Annotated in this window: 17 protein-coding genes; 12 read left to right on the top strand and 5 right to left on the bottom strand. The window is 73.5% G+C overall.

Annotated elements, in window-relative coordinates; all coding sequences use genetic code 11:
* The first annotated feature begins 169 nt into the window (after positions 1-169).
* Together E4U92_RS31465 and thiD are read left to right on the top strand one after the other, a co-directional pair.
* Positions 170-1,138, top strand: coding sequence for a thiamine-phosphate kinase (locus E4U92_RS31465; RefSeq protein WP_137303835.1), 969 nt, complete (start codon positions 170-172; stop codon positions 1,136-1,138).
* Positions 1,135-1,935, top strand: coding sequence for a bifunctional hydroxymethylpyrimidine kinase/phosphomethylpyrimidine kinase (thiD, locus tag E4U92_RS31460; protein ID WP_137303834.1), 801 nt, complete (start codon positions 1,135-1,137; stop codon positions 1,933-1,935). Before E4U92_RS31465 ends, thiD begins: the two co-directional genes overlap by 4 nt.
* Before the next feature lie 84 nt (positions 1,936-2,019).
* Here the strand turns inward: thiD and rpmB are convergent, their stop codons facing one another.
* Entirely contained in the window at positions 2,020-2,205 is a 186-nt protein-coding gene (gene rpmB, locus E4U92_RS31455) for a 50S ribosomal protein L28 (protein ID WP_003993230.1), read from the bottom strand.
* Between the two features lie 274 nt (positions 2,206-2,479).
* Here rpmB and E4U92_RS31450 point away from each other — a divergent pair, with 274 nt between their 5' ends.
* Entirely contained in the window at positions 2,480-4,249 is a 1,770-nt protein-coding gene (locus E4U92_RS31450) for a DAK2 domain-containing protein (protein WP_137303833.1), read from the top strand.
* A 35-nt stretch (positions 4,250-4,284) separates the two neighbouring features.
* On the opposite strand, the gene E4U92_RS31445 is transcribed toward E4U92_RS31450, so the two are convergent.
* The gene (locus tag E4U92_RS31445) at positions 4,285-7,329 is read right to left on the bottom strand and encodes a tetratricopeptide repeat protein (RefSeq protein ID WP_137303832.1); all 3,045 of its coding nucleotides are present in this window, start codon (positions 7,327-7,329) and stop codon (positions 4,285-4,287) included.
* Entirely contained in the window at positions 7,329-9,164 is a 1,836-nt protein-coding gene (locus E4U92_RS31440; RefSeq protein WP_137303831.1) for an HSP90 family protein, read from the bottom strand. Before E4U92_RS31440 ends, E4U92_RS31445 begins: the two co-directional genes overlap by 1 nt.
* Positions 9,165-9,329: 165 nt before the next feature.
* Here E4U92_RS31440 and recG point away from each other — a divergent pair, with 165 nt between their 5' ends.
* The 8 genes from recG to mutM all read left to right on the top strand — a co-directional run bounded on the left by recG (position 9,330) and on the right by mutM (position 16,756).
* Positions 9,330-11,537, top strand: coding sequence for an ATP-dependent DNA helicase RecG (recG, locus tag E4U92_RS31435; RefSeq protein WP_137303830.1), 2,208 nt, complete (start codon positions 9,330-9,332; stop codon positions 11,535-11,537).
* A 116-nt stretch (positions 11,538-11,653) separates the two neighbouring features.
* Positions 11,654-12,301 (top strand): 16S rRNA (guanine(966)-N(2))-methyltransferase RsmD, encoded by a 648-nt coding sequence (gene rsmD, locus E4U92_RS31430; protein WP_268253538.1) that lies wholly within the window; start codon positions 11,654-11,656, stop codon positions 12,299-12,301.
* Entirely contained in the window at positions 12,298-12,807 is a 510-nt protein-coding gene (coaD, locus tag E4U92_RS31425) for a pantetheine-phosphate adenylyltransferase (RefSeq protein ID WP_137303828.1), read from the top strand. The genes rsmD and coaD overlap by 4 nt, the downstream gene beginning before the upstream one ends.
* A gap of 58 nt (positions 12,808-12,865) precedes the next feature.
* Positions 12,866-13,930: an ATP synthase F0 subunit B gene (locus E4U92_RS31420; protein WP_137303827.1), complete on the top strand. Its 1,065-nt coding sequence runs from the start codon at positions 12,866-12,868 to the stop codon at positions 13,928-13,930.
* 170 nt (positions 13,931-14,100) lie between these two features.
* Positions 14,101-14,748, top strand: a complete 648-nt coding sequence (locus E4U92_RS31415) for a YceD family protein (RefSeq protein WP_137303951.1) — start codon at positions 14,101-14,103, stop codon at positions 14,746-14,748.
* 2 nt (positions 14,749-14,750) lie between these two features.
* Positions 14,751-14,924: a 50S ribosomal protein L32 gene (gene rpmF, locus E4U92_RS31410; RefSeq protein ID WP_003951102.1), complete on the top strand. Its 174-nt coding sequence runs from the start codon at positions 14,751-14,753 to the stop codon at positions 14,922-14,924.
* 19 nt (positions 14,925-14,943) lie between these two features.
* Positions 14,944-15,768, top strand: coding sequence for a ribonuclease III (gene rnc, locus E4U92_RS31405; protein ID WP_137303826.1), 825 nt, complete (start codon positions 14,944-14,946; stop codon positions 15,766-15,768).
* 127 nt (positions 15,769-15,895) lie between these two features.
* A complete protein-coding gene (mutM, locus tag E4U92_RS31400; RefSeq protein WP_137303825.1) occupies positions 15,896-16,756 on the top strand; it encodes a bifunctional DNA-formamidopyrimidine glycosylase/DNA-(apurinic or apyrimidinic site) lyase in 861 nt (286 codons plus the stop codon).
* On the opposite strand, the gene E4U92_RS31395 is transcribed toward mutM, so the two are convergent.
* The gene (locus E4U92_RS31395) at positions 16,729-17,130 is read right to left on the bottom strand and encodes a winged helix-turn-helix transcriptional regulator (protein ID WP_137303824.1); all 402 of its coding nucleotides are present in this window, start codon (positions 17,128-17,130) and stop codon (positions 16,729-16,731) included. The genes mutM and E4U92_RS31395 overlap by 28 nt on opposite strands.
* 106 nt (positions 17,131-17,236) lie before the next feature.
* Here E4U92_RS31395 and E4U92_RS31390 point away from each other — a divergent pair, with 106 nt between their 5' ends.
* A complete protein-coding gene (locus tag E4U92_RS31390) occupies positions 17,237-17,818 on the top strand; it encodes a flavodoxin family protein (RefSeq protein ID WP_137303823.1) in 582 nt (193 codons plus the stop codon).
* 288 nt (positions 17,819-18,106) lie between these two features.
* Here the strand turns inward: E4U92_RS31390 and E4U92_RS31385 are convergent, their stop codons facing one another.
* Positions 18,107-18,562, bottom strand: a complete 456-nt coding sequence (locus tag E4U92_RS31385; protein ID WP_137303822.1) for a hypothetical protein — start codon at positions 18,560-18,562, stop codon at positions 18,107-18,109.
* Positions 18,563-18,695 lie beyond the last annotated feature (133 nt).

The following is an 18,695-nucleotide window of genomic DNA, read 5'->3' as shown; positions in this document are numbered from 1 at the left end:
AAGGAACGCCACGGTACCGCGTCGTCGCGCGCCGCGGGGAGACCCGAGGGGAGCACGGCGTGCGTGACGGGCTGCGGGCGGGGGCGAAGGGCACGGTCAGGTCGACCGTATCGAGGGGACCGGTCCCGCGCGACCGGGCACGGACAGGGACAGAAGGGGCGTAAGGGCAATGAAGGGCACTGTTGGTGAGCTCGGCGAGTTCGGGCTCATCAGGGAGCTCACCTCCCGGCTCACCACCACCCCGGCGGTGCGGGTCGGCCCCGGTGACGACGCCGCGGTGGTCTCCGCGCCCGACCGCCGGGTGGTGGCCAGCACCGACATCCTGCTGGAGGGCCGGCACTTCCGGCGCGACTGGTCCACCGCCTACGACGTCGGCCGCAAGGCCGCCGCCCAGAACCTCGCCGACATCGCCGCCATGGGCGCCGTGCCGACCGCCCTGCTGCTCGGCCTGGTCGTGCCCGCCGAACTCCCGGTGACCTGGCCGACGGAGCTGATGGACGGGCTGCGCGACGAGTGCCAGGTGGCCGGCGCCTCCGTGGTCGGGGGCGACGTCGTGCGCGGCGACACGATCATGGTGTCGATCACCGCGCTCGGCGACCTGCGCAACCACGAGCCCGTCACCCGGGGCGGCGCCCGCCCCGGCGACCTGGTCGCCGTCACCGGCTGGCTGGGCTGGTCCGCGGCCGGGTACGCGGTGCTCTCCCGCGGCTTCCGCTCGCCGCGCGCCTTCGTCGAGGCCCACCGCCGCCCCGAGCCGCCGTACCACGCGGGCCCGGCGGCCGCCTCGCTCGGCGCCACCGCGATGTGCGACGTCAGCGACGGGCTGATCGCCGACCTCGGGCACATCGCCGAGGCCAGCAAGGTCCGCATCGACGTCCGCTCCGGCGCCATCGACATCCCCACCCAGATGAACGACATCGGGCAGGCCGTCGGCGTCGACCCCATGCAGTGGGTGCTGACCGGGGGAGAGGACCACGCCATCGTGGCGACCTTCCCGCCGGACGTGAAGCTGCCGGCCCGCTGGAAGGTCATCGGCGAGGTCCTCAACCCCTCGGCGCTGCCCCACGTGACCGTCGACGGGGCGCCCTGGACCAGCAAGGGCGGCTGGGACCACTTCGGCGGGGACATCGAGTCATGAGGCCCGCGGTCCTCACGGTGGCCGGCTCCGACTCCGGCGGCGGCGCCGGGATCCAGGCCGACCTGAAGACGATGCTCGCCCTCGGCGTGCACGGCATGAGCGTCGTCACGGCGGTCACCGCGCAGAACTCCCTGGGCGTCCAGGGCGCCTGGGAGCTGCCCGTGGAGGCGGTGCGGGCCCAGTACCGCAGCGTCGTGGACGACATCGGCGTACGGGCGGTGAAGACCGGCATGCTGTCCTCCGCCCGACTGGTCGAGGCGGTCGCCGAGTTGCTCGCCGGGACGGACGTGCCCGCGGTCGTCGACCCGGTCGGCGTCTCCAAGCACGGCGACCCGCTGCTGGCCGCCTCCGCGCTCGACTCGGTGCGCACCCGACTGCTCCCGGCCGCCACCGTCGCCACGCCCAACCTCGACGAGGTCGCGCAACTCACCGGCGTGCGGGTGGAGTCGGAGGCCGGGATGCGGGAGGCGGCCCAGGCGGTGCTGGCGTTCGGCCCGCGCTGGGCGCTGATCAAGGGCGGCCATCTCCCCGGCGAGGCCGTGGACCTGCTCACCGACGGCACCGAGGAGCACTGGCTGCGCGCTCCCCGCCTCGACAACCGGCACACCCACGGCACCGGCTGCACCCTCGCCTCCGCGATCGCGGCGCAGCTCGCGAAGGGACAGCCCGTGCCTCAGGCGGTACGGGCGGCCAAGGAGTACGTCACCGGGGCGATCGCCGCCGGGTTCGCACTGGGCGCCGGCATCGGACCCGTGGACCACGGCTGGGCACTCAGGCGGGGTACTCCCGGAGCCTGAGGCGGGTACAGCAAAAAGCCGGTCCACCTGGGGTGGACCGGCTTTTTGCAGCGAACCGGCAGTGGCCGCGCGCTCAGCTGAGCGTCAGCGCGAGACCTTGCCGGCCTTGATGCACGAGGTGCAAGCGTTCACGCGCTTCGGCGTCCCGCCGACCACGGTACGCACACGCTGGATGTTCGGGTTCCAGCGACGGGACGTACGGCGGTGCGAGTGCGAGATGTTGTTGCCGAAGCCCGGCCCCTTGCCGCAGACGTCGCAGTTGGCAGCCACGGGTCACTCCAAAGACTTCAGATGCACTTACGGTTGATCCCGGCAGGCCGGGACCACGATCCGGAGATCGGCGATCTTGAGTGGCGTTGCCAGGGGGAGAGCCCGATCGGATCGGGCAACCGGAGCAGCATACAACGACTGCGCCCGTGCAACGAAACTACCACGGTCGGCCGACGCCCCGTCCCCGGCCCGTCGCCCTGCGGCCCCCTTGGGGCAGGGACCCGTTCACGGTCTACGCTGCCTCCCACGTCCAGCAGCTCAAGGAGAGGCGCAGGTGGCGCAGGTGCCGCAGACATTCCTCGATGCTCTCGCGGTGCGCACCTGGTGCGGTCTCGCGCTCCGGGCGCTGGGACGCGCGCGTGAGGAGATCGACGCGATCAACGTCTACCCGGTCGCGGACGGGGACACCGGCACCAACCTGTACCTGACCGTCGAGTCGGCCGCGACGGCCGTCGAGGCGGTCTTCGCGGGCCACGAGGCGCGCGGCGGGGGAGCGGCCCCCGCGGTCCCGGGCGGTGGTGCGCCGGGGGACCCCGTCGCGAGCGCGGCCTCGGCGCCCTCGCTCGCCGACGCCGTGCGGGCCATGGCGCACGGCGCGCTCATAGGCGCCCGCGGGAACTCCGGGACGATCCTCGCCCAGCTCCTGCGCGGCATGGCCCAGGTGCTCGCCGAGGACCCCGACCGCACCCGCACCGACGGCAAGGGCCTCGGCCTGGCCCTGCGGCACGCGGCCGACTCCGCCCGGCAGGCCGTCGCCCACCCCGTGGAGGGCACCGTGCTGTCCGTCGCCTCCGCCGCCGCCGACGCGGCCCGGACGGCCGACGGCGACTGCGCGGCGGTCGCCCGGGCCGCCCACCGGGGCGCGTGCGCGGCCCTCGCGCGGACACCGGCCCAGCTTCCCGTCCTGGAGCGGTCCGGCGTGGTCGACGCGGGCGGGCGCGGGCTGGTGGCGGTGCTGGGGGCCCTGGTGGAGACGTTGACGGGGGAGGTACCCGCCGCGGTGGCGGCGGCCGGGACGGGCCCCGCGCCGGAGGAGGGCGCGCCGAGCGGGACGGCGACGGACACGGACGCCGGGACGGTGATCGACCCCTGCGAGCCGCCGGACGGCGAGCAGGGCGACGGGCCCGCCTACGAGGTCATCTACCTGCTGGAGGCCGAGGACACCGCCGTGGCCAGGCTGCGGGACCGCCTGGACGCCCTCGGCGACTCCCTGGTCGTGGTCGGCGGCGACGGCCTGTGGAACGTCCACGTGCACGTCGACGACGCCGGCGCCGCCGTCGAGGCCGGCCTGGAGGCCGGACGGCCGTACCGCATCCGGATCACCCACTTCGGCGCCGACGACGTGCACACCGTGCGCGGGGAGCGCCCGCCCCGCGAGCGCGTCCAGCGGGGCGTCGTCGCCGTCGTCCCCGGCGAGGGCCTGGCCTGCCTGTACGCCGACTCCGGCGCGACCACCGTGCTCGCCCGCCCCGGCGAGCCGCCCGCCAGCGGCGAGCTGGTCCAGGCCGTACGACGGGCCCACGCGCGCGAGGTGGTGCTGCTGCCCAACGACGCCGAGCTGCGCCACACCGCCGCCGCGGCGGCCGAGCAGGCCCGCGCCGAGGGCGTCCGGGTGGCGCTCATCCCCACCCGGTCCGCGGTCCAGGGCCTGGCCGCGCTGGCCGTGCACGAGCCCGGCCGCCGCTTCGACGAGGACGTCGTCGCGATGACCTCGGCGGCCGGCGCCACCCGCTACGCCGAGGTCACCGTCGCCGAGCACCGGTCGTGGACCATGGCGGGCATCTGCCAGGCCGGTGACGTCCTCGGCCTGATCGACGGCGACGTGGCGGTGATCGGCGCGGACGTCACCGACACCGCCCGCACCGTCCTGGACCGCATGCTCGCGGCGGGCGGCGAGCTGGTCACCCTGGTGCTCGGCGACGAGGCGCCCGAGGAGGTCGCCGAGCACCTGCGGAACCGGGTGCGGGAGGCGTACCTCGCCGTCGACACGGTGGTCTACCGTGGCGGCCGGCAGGGCACGCTGCTGCTCATCGGCGTCGAGTAGCCCGCCGGCCCCGCGCCGCCGTCCGCTCCCGGACGTCAGCCCGTCGGCTGCTCCCTCGCCACCTGGAGGAGCTGCTCCGCCTCCGCCCGGCGCGCGCGCACCGTCTCCCCGTCCGCGTCCGCGTCCGCGTCCGCGTCCCCGCCCCCGTCGGACCCGTCCGCGTCGGCGTACGCCGCCAGCACCGCACGCGCGCGTGCCGCCGCGTCCGACGGGCGGCCCAAGTCGGTCTCCAGCCAGCCCGCGGCCAGTTCGGCGCCGGTCCGCGCGTGCAGCGCGGCGTCGCCCAGCGGCGCGAAGACCGCCACGGCCCGCGTCATCTGCGTCAGCGCCTCCTCCAGCGCGGCGGCGATCGACGCGTCGTCGTCGTCCTCGGCCACCGAGCGGGCGAGCAGGTCACCGAACTGGCGGTGGGTGTGGCCGAGTTCCTCGACGAGCCGTTGCCGGGCCTCCGCCGCCTCCGCCCCGTCCTCCGCGCTCCCGGCGCCCTCGCCGCCCGCGTGGTCCGCCGCGTCCAGGGCGCCCAGTGCGTCCGCGCACTCCTCGACCGCGTCGGCCATCAGCGTGCGCGCGGCCCCGGGCCCCTCCTGGGTGCGCAGCGCCAGCCACGCGCGGGCGCGCAGGGAGCGCACCAGGCCGTGCACGTTGCCCAGGGAGCGCCACAGTTCGCCCGCGCGCGCGTACGCCCGGTCCGCCTCGGCGGGCAGCCCCGCCTGGCCGAGCGACTCGGCGGCGAGGTGGGCGAGGGTGGCGTGGTCGTGCTGCTCGGGCCAGTGCCGGGCGATCTCGGCGGCCCGCAGCCGGCGTTCGGCGGCCTCCCGGTGCTCACCGAGCTCGCTCAGGCAGTCCCCGAGCCACCACTGGGTCTGCACGACCGTGCCGTCGCCGTGCGTCTCGACGCTCAGGTCGGCGAGCGCCGACTCCAGCACCTCGGCGGCCTCCGCCCAGCGGCCCCGGCGCACCAGGTGGCCGCCGAGCTGGTGCCGGGCCCACGCGCCGAGTGTGGGGCCCTCGCCGGCCACGTCGGCCCAGTGGGCCGCCTCCAGGGCGTGCTCGGCGGCCTCGTCGGCCTGTCCCCGGCCCCCGACCACCTCGGCGAGCTGGAGGTGGAGCTGGGCCCGCCCGACGGGCTCCAGGTGCTCGCCGCCGTGCTCCAGGGCGGCCCGCAGCGCCCGCTCCGCCCCGGCCGGGTCGCCCAGGTGGTGCGCCAGGGCGGCCAGCCGGGCCTCGTACTCCACCGCGAACCAGGGCAGGCCCGCCGCGACGAACTCCCCGGACGCCCGCGCGAACAGCTCCGCGCCCGTGCGGGGGTCCCCGGACCGGGTGGCCAGCTCGGCGAGCATGGCGTGGCCCTCCGCGACCCGCGCGGCCAGCCGCACGTCGTCGTCCGCGCGGCCCTCGACCAGCGCCAGCACCTCCCGCGCGGCCGCCTCGGCGTCGGCGAGGACCTCGGGCGCGACCGGTCCCTGCGCCTCGTGCACGGGCCGCATCAGGATGCGGGCGCGGCTCATCAGCACGCCCGCCGTCTGCCGCAGCCCGGTGCCCCCGTCGGCGTACAGCGCGAGAACCCTGTCGTACGGCTCGGCGACCGCCGCGCGGGCCTCCTCGGCCGCCCCGTCCAGCGCCCGGACGTACGCCGCACGCGCGCGGGCCGCCAGGGCCTCCCCGGGGTCGCCGGCCTCCTCGTACAGCGCGGCGGCCCGCTCGAAGGACGCGACGCCCCCGGGGCCCAGCGCCATCCCCTCATGGTCGGCGATCTCCGCCCGGTCGCGCGCGTCCAGCACCGCGTCAGCGCCGCCCTCGGCGCTCTCGGCGGCTCGTGCGACCGCGGCCCACGCCTCCACGGCGTGCGGCCGCAGCGCGTCCGACAGCCGCCGGGCCCGGCCCAGCAGCGCCGCCAGGTCGTCCGGCTCCCCGGCCGGCTCCGCCTGCGCGACCGGCACCGGGGCCGCGGCGACGGCGGCCGGCCGCACCGCGCGCACGCCCAGGGGCAGCCGCTCCACCAGCGGGCGCCGCGCCATCCGGTCGCGCACCCGCTCGCTGACGTACGACGTGCCGTTGCGCGCGTCGAAACGGGCGGCCAGCGCCAGCGCCTCCGCGCGCGCGTGCGCGGCCAGTTCGGCGGCCGTCCAGGCGCGCCCGGCCGGGCCCGGCACCGGCTGCCCGCCCAGCCCCCGCTCCACCAGCCGGTCCGTCAGCAGCGCCACCACGGCCAGGAAGTCCAGCTTGCTCTGCGGGTGGCCGTCGTCCGTGAAGTACGCCGGGCGCTCCGCGAGCAGTTCGAGCCCCCGGGCCTCGTTGCCGGTCAGGGCGCAGAACTCCACGTGGTCGGCGTACGCGCCGCGCATGCTCTCCATCGTCCGCACCAGCCGGAAGCCCCGCAGGTGGTTCGCGCGGGCCTCCTCCACGCGGCCCAGGCGCAGCAGCGGCAGCAGCGACGACGCCAGCGCGGTGTGCGGCTCGTGCGCGCACGTGTACGCGCCCTCCAGCACCGGCTCCCACAGCTCCAGGGCCTCCTCGTCACGGCCCAGCTCCGCGTGCCACCAGCCCTGCCCGTGCAATTCGCACGCGTGGCAGTCGGCCATGGCGTCCCGGTCCGCCGCCAGCCAGGCCGCGAAGGCCCGCTCGGCCCGGGCCCGGTCCCCGATGTGCGCGGCCACGCTGAACTCCGCGCTGCGCACGGCCCGTTCGGAGTGCCCGGCGAGCCGGTAGCGGTGCTCCATCTCGCCCAGCCACTTCTCGATCGAGGAGAGCGGGATGTGCGGCTGGTCGAGCATCCCCGCCGACATCCACTTGAACACCCAGTGCAGCGAGTGCGTCTCGTACGCGTCGAAGTCCTCCGGGCGCTCGTCCCACATGCGCAGCAGCCGCGCGAAGGGGACGAACATCTTCGCCTTCTCGGAGCTGTAGTTGTAGACCTTGAGCTGGTGCCCGAGCGCCTCGATCACGGCGAGCGGGACGTCCAGCTTCTCGGCCTCGGCGAGCAGGTGCTCGGCGCGCGCGTTGCGGGCCGGCCCCTCCGGCTGCTCGGAGTTGTCCGCCATCGCCCGGCGGAGCGAGTCGAAGTCCGTGATCTCGCTCATCAGCGCCCCTCCTCGCCGTGGGTGGCCCACTCCAGCAGGCCGATGAACGCCCGGTTCAGCAGCGCCGAGTCCGCGGGCCTGAGCGGTCGCTGCGCCATCAGCAGCGCCTGTCCGTACAGCGACTCCGTCGCGGTGCCGATCAGTTCCGCCTCCCGCAGCGAACTGATGCGCCGCACCAGCGGGTTGAGGTGGTTGAGCACCAGGCGCGAGCGGGGCGCGGTGCCGCGCAGCGAGCCGAGGATGCCCGCCCACAGGTCGTCCGCCTGCGCCTCGGCCTGCGCCCGCGCCTGCTCGTGCCGGGCCGCCCGGTCGTCCAGGTGCAGCGCGGGCACCGACAGCGGGTGGAACGCGCGCAGCACCACGTCGCAGCCCAGCGGGTCCAGCGTGGCCCGCGCCGCCGCCAGGAACCCCGCCAGCGCCAGCTCCTCCGCGGGGTCCACGGCGTCCAGGTGCGCGGTGACCGTGTCCGCGTCCAGCTCGGCGACCACCGTGCCCGGCCGCACCGACGGCAGCGCCTCGACCAGCTCGCTGTCGTAGGTGTAACCGCCGTTGATCACGCCGATGCCCTGCGCGGAGGCGATCGGCGCGACCTGGCGGTACTCCTCCACCGTGCGCGTGAAGTGCACGACGCGGTGGCGCTGGGCGAACTCCTCCAGCGACAGCCGCCCGTCCGTCGTCTCGAACGGCAGCCACGGCAGCATCGTGCGCAGCATCTCCGGATCGTGCCGGGCCAGGGACTTCACGCCCAGGTGGTGCACGGACAGGAACGCCGCCAGCCGCTCCGGGTCGCCCGCCGCGAGCCCCGTCAGCCAGGACCTGATCCGCTCGCCGAGCGCCTCCCGCACGGCGGCCAGCGTCTCGTCCTCGTACAGCGCCTCGCGCGAGGCCGTGGGCCGCAGGCTGTCGGTGTCCAGGACGCAGCGCACGAAGAACGCCCAGTCGGGCAGGAGCTGTTCGGCCCGCTCGGTGAGCAACATGCCCTTCAGGTGCACCCGGTGGCCGGCCCGCTGGGCGGGACTGACCGCCGACGGCAGCACGTACGCCACCCCGCGGATGCCGGCCAGCGGCACCGACAGGTCGACCGAGTCCAGCGGCGTGAAGCCGAACAGCGCCCGGCAGTGCCGGGCCAGCGCCACCCGCCGGTTCGCGGGCGAGGCGTAGGGCCGGTCCCAGGGGGCCGGCAGGTCGGTGACCTCCTCCTCGCCCACCCGCACGTCGTACGGCAGCAGCGAGCCGAAGTCCCGCGCCAGGGACAGCACCCGCTCCGGCGCCAGCCACTCGGCGGCACCGGCCCGCGCCACCAGGTGCACGGTCGTGCCCGGTTCGGGGCGGGCCTCGTCCGGGAGCGTGCGCACGGTGTACGAGCCGTCGTCGCGCGCCGTCCACTCCACCGGCGGGGCCTGCGGGGTCCGCGCGCTGCGGCTGACCACCCGGATCCGCTCGGCGACCACGAAACAGGCCAGCAACCCGATGCCGAACTGCCCGAGGAACTCCGACCGCGCCTCCTGCAGGCCCTCGGCCCGCTTGGAGCTGCGCCCGATGGTCGCCAGCAGCTCGTGCACGTCGGACTCGGTCAGCCCGATCCCGGAGTCCTCCACGCGCAGCGCGGCACCGCCCTCGCCTTCCGGGTACAGGCGCACCCGGGCCGGGGCGCCGGGCTCCACGGCCCGGCGGGCGGTGACGGCGTCCACCGCGTTCTGCAGGAGCTCGCGCAGGTAGACCCGGGGACTGGAGTAGAGGTGATGGGAGAGCAGGTCCACCAGACCGCGCAGGTCGACCTGGAACGTACGGTGCGGCTCGGGAGCCGGGGATGACTGTGAGGTCTGGGAGTCCATCGTCGCTGCGCCGGTGGGGGGACTCGCGACGGCGCGGGGTCGGGCGGTCCCGGTGAGGCGGTGACCGCGGGGGATGGCCGGAGCGCGTCATCCTAAGTCCCGAACGACGCGCCTGACCAGGGGTTTCGAGACACGTATACGGCGATGTCAGCGCGGTGGTGTGCAATGGATCTCGTGCCCGCACTGGAACGACCCCTGAAGAACGTGCTCGGCGCCGCCACCGCGAAGGTGATGGCCGAGCACCTCGGCCTGCACACCGTCGGCGACCTCCTCCACCACTACCCGCGCCGGTACGAGGAGCGCGGCCAGCTCACCCACCTCGCCGACCTGCCCATGGACGAGCACGTGACCGTGGTCGCCCAGGTGGCCGACGCCCGCCTGCACACCTTCGCCTCCGCCCGGGCGCCCCGCGGCAAGGGGCAGCGCCTGGAGGTCACCATCACGGACGGCAGCGGCCGCCTCCAGCTCGTCTTCTTCGGCAACGGCGTGCACAAGCCCCACAAGGAGCTCCTGCCGGGCACCCGCGCTATGTTCGCCGGCAAGGTCTCCGTCTTCAACCGCCGCCTGCAACTCGCCCACCCCGCCTACGAACTGCTGCGCGGGGACCCCGACGAGCCGGGGGAGGCGGTGGAGAGCTGGGCGGGCGCCCTGATCCCGCTCTACCCGGCCACCGCCAAGCTGGAGTCCTGGAAGATCGGCAAGGCCGTGCAGACGGTGCTGCCCGGCGTCCAGGAGGCGCTCGACCCGCTGCCGGAGGCACTGCGCGAGGGCCGCGGCCTGGTCTCCCTGCCCGAGGCCCTGGTCAAGATCCACCGCCCGCAGACCAAGGCCGACGTCGCCGACGCCCGCGCCCGCCTGAAGTGGGACGAGGCGTTCGTCCTCCAGGTCGCCCTGGCCCGCCGTCGGCACACCGACGCCCAGCTCCCCGCCGTCCCGCGCGTCCCCCGCCCCGACGGCCTGCTGGCCGCGTTCGACGACCGGCTGCCGTTCACCCTCACCGACGGCCAGCGGCGGGTCTCCCGGGAGATCTTCGACGACCTGGCCACCGACCACCCGATGCACCGGCTGCTGCAGGGCGAGGTCGGCAGCGGGAAGACCATGGTCGCGCTGCGGGCCATGCTCGCCGTCGTCGACGCGGGCGGGCAGGCCGCCCTGCTCGCGCCGACCGAGGTCCTGGCCCAGCAGCACCATCGCTCGGTCACCGAGATGATGGGCGAGCTCGCCGAGGGCGGGATGCTCGGCGGGTCCGAGCACGCCACCAAGGTCGTGCTGCTCACCGGGTCGATGGGCGCGGCCGCCCGCCGCCAGGCCCTGCTGGACCTCGTCACCGGCGAGGCCGGCGTCGTCATCGGCACGCACGCGCTGATCGAGGACAAGGTGCAGTTCCACGACCTGGGCCTGGTCGTCGTCGACGAGCAGCACCGCTTCGGCGTCGAGCAGCGCGACGCCCTGCGCGGCAAGGGCAAGCAGCCCCCGCACCTGCTCGTGATGACGGCCACGCCCATCCCGCGCACGGTCGCCATGACGGTCTTCGGGGACCTGGAGACCTCGGTCCTGGACCAGCTCCCGGCCGGCCGTTCGCCCATCTCCAGCCACGTCGTCCCCGCCGCCGACAAGCCCCACTTCCTGGCCCGCGCCTGGGAGCGGGTGCGCGAGGAGGTGGCGGCCGGCCACCAGGCGTACGTGGTGTGCCCCCGCATCGGCGACGAGGAGGAGGCCACCGGCAAGCGCAGGCCCGCGGAGGACGACGCCGAGAAGCGGCCCCCGCTGGCCGTCCTGGACGTCGCCGACCAGCTCGCCAAGGGCCCGCTGCAGGGCCTGCGCGTCGAGGTGCTGCACGGCCGCATGGCACCCGACGACAAGGACGCCGTGATGCGCCGCTTCGCCGCGGGCGACGCCGACGTGCTGGTCGCCACCACCGTCATCGAGGTCGGCGTCAACGTCCCGAACGCCACCGCCATGGTGATCATGGACGCCGACCGCTTCGGCGTCTCCCAGCTCCACCAGTTGCGCGGCCGCGTCGGCCGCGGCGCGGCCCCCGGCGTGTGCCTCCTCGTCACCGAGATGCCGGAGGCGAGCCCGGCCCGCCAGCGGCTGAACGCGGTCGCCGCCACCCTCGACGGCTTCGAGCTGTCCCGCATCGACCTCGAACAGCGGCGTGAGGGCGACGTCCTCGGCCAGGCCCAGTCCGGTGCCCGCTCCTCGCTGCGGGTCCTGGAGGTCATCGAGGACGAGGAGATCATCGCGGAGGCGCGCCAGGAGGCGACGGCCCTGGTCGCGGCCGACCCGGACCTCACCGGCCTCCCGGGCCTGCGCACCGCGCTGGACGCCCTCCTGGACGAGGAGAGGGAGCAGTACCTGGAGAAAGGGTGAGAAGAAGCGAGAAGGAGCGAGAAGGAGCGAGGAGGGCCGAGGAGGGATGAGGGGCTCCTCCCCGAGCCACCCCCGCGACCTCCCCGGGGACGCGGGCCACCGCGTCACCGGCCACACTGGAACCCACAGCCGACCCAGGCAGGGATCCCCCGGCCGCCCACCACCGAGGAAGCAAGATGACCCGCGTGATCGCCGGCACCGCCGGCGGCCGTCGACTGGCCGTCCCCCCGGGGAACGGCACCCGCCCCACCTCCGACCGCGCGCGCGAGGGTCTCTTCTCCACCTGGCAGTCCCTGCTGGGCGGCCCCCTGGACGGCGAGCGCGTCCTCGACCTGTACGCCGGCTCCGGCGCCGTGGGCCTGGAGGCGCTGTCCCGGGGCGCGGGCCACACCCTGCTCGTGGAGGCCGACGCCCGTGCCGCCCGCACGGTGCGGGAGAACGTGCGCGCGCTGGGCCTGCCCGGTGCCGAGGTCCGCGCGGGCAAGGCCGAGCAGGTCATCCGAGCGGCGCCCCCCGCCGCACCGTACGACCTGGTCTTCCTCGATCCCCCGTACGCCGTCACCGACGACGATCTTCGGGAGATCCTCCTCACACTCCGCTCGGAAGGCTGGCTCACGGCCGACGCGCTCGTCACCGTGGAGCGCAGCACCCGAGGTGGCGAATTCCGCTGGCCGGACGGCTTCGCAGCGCTCCGGTCCCGTCGCTACGGCGAGGGAACGTTTTGGTACGGTCGCGCCGCCTCCTCGTGCGAAGACGCACGATGACCGGACCCGAGAGCGAGGGAACTCCAGTGCGCCGCGCCGTCTGTCCCGGGTCGTTCGACCCGATCACCAACGGTCACCTCGACATCATCTCCCGCGCCTCGCGCCTCTACGACGAGGTCTACGTCGCGGTGATGATCAACAAGTCCAAGAAGGGCCTGTTCGAGATCGACGAGCGGATCGGCCTGATACGCGAGGTCACCGCCGAGTACGGCAACGTGGTCGTGGAGTCCTTCCACGGCCTCCTCGTCGACTACTGCAAGGAGCGGGACATCCCCGCCATCGTCAAGGGACTCCGGGCGGTCAGCGACTTCGACTACGAGCTCCAGATGGCCCAGATGAACAACGGCCTCTCCGGCGTCGAAACCCTGTTCGTGCCCACCAACCCCACCTACAGCTTCCTGTCCTCCTCGCTGGTCAAGGAGGTGGCGACCTGGGGCGGCGACGTCTCCCACCTGGTACCGCCGGCCGTCCTGACCGCGCTCAACGAGCGCCTGCACGCGCACTGATGGGGCTACAGTCGTCCCGTCCGTCTCCATCACAGCTGTAGAGAGTGGCGAGCCCCCGGTGGACGTACAGAAGAAGCTCGACGAGATCGTGGCGGCGGTCTCCAGCGCCCGGTCGATGCCGATGTCGGCCTCGTGCGTGGTCAACCGCGCCGAACTGCTCTCCCTGCTGGAGGAGGTGCGCGCGGCGCTGCCCGACTCCCTCGCCCAGGCCCGGGAACTGATCGGCGACCGCGAGCAGATGGTGGAGCAGGCCCGCCAGGAGGCCGAGCGGATCATCTCCCACGCCCACGCCGAGCGCGGCTCGCTGATCTCCGACACCGAGGTCGCCCGCCGCTCCCAGGCCGAGGCCGACCGGATCCTCGCCGAGGCCCGCCAGGAGGCCGAGGAGATCCGCGCCGAGGCCGACGAATACGTCGACTCCAAGCTCGCCAACTTCGAGGTCGTCCTCACCAAGACCCTCGGCTCGGTCGGCCGCGGCCGCGAGAAGCTCCTGGGCACCGGCCCCGGCACCGACGAGAACGGCTACGAGGACGAGGACGCCCCCGAGCGCAGCCACGACCCCGAGACCCTGCGCCGCGACGCCGACGCGTACGTGGACGCCAAGCTGGGCGCCTTCGAGGCGGTCCTCGCCAAGACCCTGGACGCGGTGGGCCGCGGCCGGCAGAAGCTGCACGGCCGGATCGCCACCGACGACCTCGGCGCCCTCGCCGACGACACCACGACCTACCAGCACTCCTCGGACGCCGACTACCTCGCCGACCTGGCCGCCCTCGCGGAGCAGGACGCCCCGGCCGAGCAGCAGCAGGCGCAGCAGTCGTCGTACGACCAGCAGGGCGCGTACGCCTACCAGCAGCAGCCGGACCCCTACGGCTACCCGCAGCAGCAGACCTACGCCGGCCAGCAGGACCCCTACGGCTACCAGCAGGCCGACCCGTACGCCTACCAGGGCTACGACCCCCAGCACCCCGCCTACGACCACCAGCACCAGCAGCACGAGCAGCAGCAGGGCCGGCAGCAGGAGCACGCGCAGCAGTCGTACGCGCTGGACGAGACGAGCCTGTTCGACACCGGCATGATCAGCGCCGAGCAGCTCCGCGCCTACGAGCAGGGCCGCGGCCAGTAGCGGACGGGTGCCGGGCCCCGTGGGGCGGGGGCCCGGGGCACCGGATTGGGTCCTGGGCGAAAGCTCCAGTATCCTGGCCCTTCGGTCGCGCCCACCTTCGCGATCCGCGCTGCCCTCGGCCACCGCCGGGCAGCGTTCCCAGACCTCCGCACACGAAAGCAGGAACGGCCCTGAACGCCCGCCTCGACCACCGCAACCCCCTCGTGTTCGACACGCACGAGCTGGGGCGGCGTCCTGGTGCGCAGCAGCGCCTGACCCGCACGGTGGACGCCCCCAGGGACCTCGGTATCCAGGGTGTCGTCGGAGTGCCGGAAGGCGCCCCGGTGGAGCTCGACCTGCGCCTCGAGTCGGTCATGGAAGGGGTGCTCGTCACAGGCACCGCCCGTGCACGGGCCGAGGGGGAGTGCGTAAGGTGTCTGGAGCCGCTTCAGCTCGACGTCGAAGCGGACTTCCAGGAACTGTTCTCGTACCCTGACGCCGACGACCGGGGCCGTGTGATCGCGGAACCGGGCGACGACGCCGAGGACGACGAGGACAGGTTCTACCTCGAGGACGGACTCTTCGACCTCGAGCCTCTGCTGCGTGATGCGGTGGTGCTCGCACTGCCGATGCAGCCGGTGTGCCAGGAAGACTGCCCTGGTCTGTGCTCCGAGTGCGGAGCGCGGCTCGCGGACGACCCGGACCACCACCACGACGCCGTCGACATCCGTTGGGCGGCTTTGCAGGGACTCGCCGGCACCATGTCGGACGGCGAGAAGGACGAGATGAGCGGCGACGCGACTCGATCAGCGCGCGTCGACGAGAAGCAGGAGAAGTAGCCGTGGCTGTTCCGAAGCGGAAGATGTCGCGCAGCAACACGCGCCACCGCCGGTCGCAGTGGAAGGCTGCGGTCCCCACCCTGGTCGCGTGCGAGCGCTGCCACGAGCCCAAGCAGCAGCACATCGCGTGCCCGTCGTGCGGCACCTACAACAAGCGCCAGGTCCTCGAGGTCTGAGCGGCTGGTGAGAGGCTTCATGTCTGACGCCAAGGCGGATTCAGTCGCCAGGAAGAAGGCGGACACGGCCTCGTCCCACACGCTTCTGGAAGGGCGGCTCGGCTACCACGTCGAGTCCGCCCTTCTGGTGCGAGCGCTGACCCACCGTTCCTACGCGTACGAGAACGGCGGTCTGCCGACGAACGAGCGGCTGGAGTTCCTCGGGGACTCCGTGCTCGGCCTCGTCGTGACGGACACGCTGTACCGCACCCACCCCGACCTGCCCGAAGGCCAGCTGGCCAAGCTGCGGGCCGCGGTGGTCAACTCGCGTGCGCTGGCGGAGGTCGGTCGCGGACTCGACCTGGGGTCCTTCATCCGGCTCGGCCGCGGTGAAGAAGGCACGGGCGGACGGGACAAGGCATCCATCCTCGCCGACACCCTCGAAGCGGTGATCGGCGCGGTCTATCTCGACCAGGGCCTCGACGCGGCCTCCGAACTGGTGCACCGCCTGTTCGACCCGCTGATCGAGAAGTCCTCCAACCTCGGTGCCGGCCTGGACTGGAAGACCAGCCTCCAGGAGCTCACCGCGACCGAGGGGCTCGGCGTGCCCGAGTACCTGGTCACGGAGACCGGACCCGACCACGAGAAGACCTTCACTGCTGCCGCCCGCGTCGGAGGCGTCTCGTACGGCACCGGCACCGGCCGCAGCAAGAAGGAGGCGGAGCAGCAGGCCGCGGAGTCCGCCTGGCGGGCGATCCGCGCGGCCGCGGACGAACGCGCCAAGGCGGCGGAGGCGGCGAGGGCGGCACAGCCCGTCGACACCGCTGACACCGCCGACGCCGACGAGGAACCGGCCTCCGCCTGACCACAGCGGTACCACTGCAGCACCACAGCGAGCAGCAGCACATCAGCAGCGAACCGGGCGTCCCGCCCCCGGCCCTCCGCCGGGGCGGGGCGCCCGGCTCGTACACCGGTAGTCCACGGGGGATCCCATGCCCGAGTTGCCCGAGGTCGAGGTCGTACGGCGGGGACTGGAGCGGTGGGTCGCCCACCGGACCGTCGCCGCGGCCGAGGTGCTGCACCCCCGTGCCGTACGGCGCCACGTGCTCGGCGCCGACGACTTCGCGCACCGCCTCGCGGGCCACCGCGTGGGCACGCCCAGCCGGCGCGGCAAGTACCTGTGGCTGCCGCTGGAGGACACGCCCCAGGCGGTCCTCGCACACCTGGGCATGAGCGGTCAGCTTCTCGTCCAGCCGCACACGGCTCCGGACGAGAAGCACCTGCGCATCCGGGTCCGCTTCGCCGACGAGCAGGGCACCGAGCTGCGCTTCGTCGACCAGCGCACCTTCGGCGGGCTGTCGCTGCACGACACCACCCCCGACGGGCTGCCCGACGTCATCGCGCACATCGCCCGCGACCCCCTCGACCCGCTCTTCGACGACGAGGCGTTCCACCGGGCGCTGCGCCGCAAGCGCACCACGATCAAGCGGGCGCTGCTGGACCAGTCGCTGATCAGCGGCGTCGGCAACATCTACGCGGACGAGGCGCTGTGGCGCTCCCGCCTGCACTACGACCGCCCCACCGGGACCCTCACCCGGCCGCGCACCGCCGAACTCCTCGGCCACGTCCGCGAGGTCATGGCGGCCGCCCTCGCCGTGGGCGGCACCAGCTTCGACAGCCTCTACGTCAACGTCAATGGCGAGTCGGGCTACTTCGACCGCTCCCTGGACGCCTACGGGCGCGAGGGGCTGCCGTGCAAGCGGTGCGGTACGCCGATGCGCCGGCGGCCGTGGATGAACCGGTCGAGCTACTTCTGCCCGACGTGTCAGAGGGCGCCGCGCGCCGTGTCGTAGTGCTCGCGGGCGGCGAGGACGTCGTCCATCCGGCCCTCCACGAAGTGGATGAGCGACAGCAGCCGCTCGGCGACCTCACGGCCGAGGGGCGTCAGCTCGTAGTCCACGCGGGGCGGGTTGGTCGGCTGGGCCTCGCGGTGCACCAGCCCGTCGCGCTCCAGCGCGTGGAGCGTCTGGGACAGCATCTTCTCGCTCACGCCGTCGACGCGGCGACGCAGCTCGTTGAAGCGCAGCGGGCCTTCGTGCAGCGCGCCGAGGGTGAGTCCGCCCCAGCGGCCCGTGACGTGCTCCAGCGTGCCGCGCGAGGGGCAGGCCTTGGCGAACACGTTGTACGGGAGGTCCTGCTCCGCCGTGCGCTCCTGAATGCCGTCCATGGCCCCAGCCTACGCGAAAGCAGCGCTAACCGACAGGTTGCACTTTCTAAAAGTTAGTGCTTTCCTTTCGTCATCGCTGTTGAGCTGCGCTGTGAGGAGCTTCCCCATGACGACCCCTGTTGTCTCCATCGCCTACCACTCCGGCTACGGCCACACCGCCGTCCTCGCCGAGGCCGTGCGGGCCGGTGCCGCCGAGGCCGGCGCCGAGGTGCACCTGATCAAGGTGGACGGGATCACCGAGGAGCAGTGGGCGCTGCTGGACGCCTCGGACGCCATCGTGTTCGGCTCACCCACCTACATGGGCACCGCCTCCGGCGCCTTCCACGTCTTCGCCGAGGCGACCGCCAAGCGCTGGTCCGGCCAGGACTGGAAGGACAAGCTGGCGGCCGGCTTCACCAACTCCGGTTCCAAGAGCGGGGACAAGCTGCACACCCTGCAGTTCTTCCAGATCCTCGCCGCCCAGCACGGCATGCACTGGGTGAACCTCGGCCTGCACCCCGGCTGGAACAGCAGCGAGGGCTCCGAGAACGACCTCAACCGCCTCGGCGTCTTCGCCGGCGCGGCCGCCCAGACCAACGTCGACGAGGGCCTGGAGGCCGTCCACAAGGCCGACATCGCCACGGCGGAACACCTCGGCCACCGCGTCGCCCGTACCGCAGCCGCCTTCCGTGCCGGGGCGGCGGCCTAGAAAGACCGCGTCGCGGGAACGGCCGCGGCCCGTTACGGTCCGTCGGGGCCGCCCGCCGCACCACGCCGGGCGACCGGCCGGGCGACGACGGGGGAGACGCATGTGGGACGGGCTGGTGCGGAGCGGCTCCTGCGCCACGGCGATGAGGCCCTTGGGTCCGGAGGAGGACGACGAGGGCGAGGGCGGGACCGAGGCCGCCGGAGACGCGACGGACGCCTGACCCCCGGTGCTCGGGTCAGGCGTCCGGATCACACATGGTCCACGGTTATTCGAGCACCGCGGTCCTGATCACCTGTACGTGGCCGTATCGGTGAATGCGCCGTAATTGGTGTTCAGCGTGATGTAGCTGTCCGCCTTCACTGGCGCAGAATTGGCTATGGTGCGACCGAAGCAGGCCACGCGTGTATTGGGTGCGATGGCCTTATTGGGGCAGATGTCATAAACAGAGCTGGTGGTGTTGGGATTCTGGAACACCGCCGCTTCGAGGTTCACGCTGACCGACGCATTGTTCACCACGATGGCGACGGCTTGGAAGTAGTTGCTGGAAGGGTTCTTGATGATGCATGTCTGCATCTTGATGTTCACCGAAGCGCTGTGCGTCGTCGTGTTCCCGCACTGGTAATTCGCAGGGGCCACCCAGGGCTGCCAGGTGGGCGCAGCAGAGGCTGGACTGGCGGAAAGGGCGAGCGCCCCGGCAGTTGCCGCCGCGAAACCCGACACGTTTCGCCATGAAATGATAGCCACGAATCCCCATTCCTATTTGTGCGACTCGGAGCCCGCTGTTGCGTGACCGAAGGCACGGTGCATAAATCTACCCGACCGTGCGGACCGGTTCAAGGGAATAAGGAAATGGCCAGGGCGGAGCCTCGCGTTCAAG

It is taken from the genome of Streptomyces galbus (assembly GCF_005280195.1).
In the GTDB taxonomy this organism is placed as follows: domain Bacteria; phylum Actinomycetota; class Actinomycetes; order Streptomycetales; family Streptomycetaceae; genus Streptomyces; species Streptomyces galbus.
This window is presented reverse-complemented; position numbering and strand designations above follow the sequence as displayed.

Coding starts and splice junctions, on each gene's coding strand:
- recG (WP_137303830.1), top strand. CDS start 9,330: ATGGATCTCGTGCCCGCACTGGAACGACCCCTGAAGAACGTGCTCGGC.
- E4U92_RS31440 (WP_137303831.1), bottom strand. CDS start 9,164: ATGGACTCCCAGACCTCACAGTCATCCCCGGCTCCCGAGCCGCACCGT.
- mutM (WP_137303825.1), top strand. CDS start 15,896: ATGCCCGAGTTGCCCGAGGTCGAGGTCGTACGGCGGGGACTGGAGCGG.
- rnc (WP_137303826.1), top strand. CDS start 14,944: ATGTCTGACGCCAAGGCGGATTCAGTCGCCAGGAAGAAGGCGGACACG.
- thiD (WP_137303834.1), top strand. CDS start 1,135: ATGAGGCCCGCGGTCCTCACGGTGGCCGGCTCCGACTCCGGCGGCGGC.
- E4U92_RS31390 (WP_137303823.1), top strand. CDS start 17,237: ATGACGACCCCTGTTGTCTCCATCGCCTACCACTCCGGCTACGGCCAC.
- coaD (WP_137303828.1), top strand. CDS start 12,298: ATGACCGGACCCGAGAGCGAGGGAACTCCAGTGCGCCGCGCCGTCTGT.
- E4U92_RS31395 (WP_137303824.1), bottom strand. CDS start 17,130: ATGGACGGCATTCAGGAGCGCACGGCGGAGCAGGACCTCCCGTACAAC.
- E4U92_RS31465 (WP_137303835.1), top strand. CDS start 170: ATGAAGGGCACTGTTGGTGAGCTCGGCGAGTTCGGGCTCATCAGGGAG.
- E4U92_RS31445 (WP_137303832.1), bottom strand. CDS start 7,329: ATGAGCGAGATCACGGACTTCGACTCGCTCCGCCGGGCGATGGCGGAC.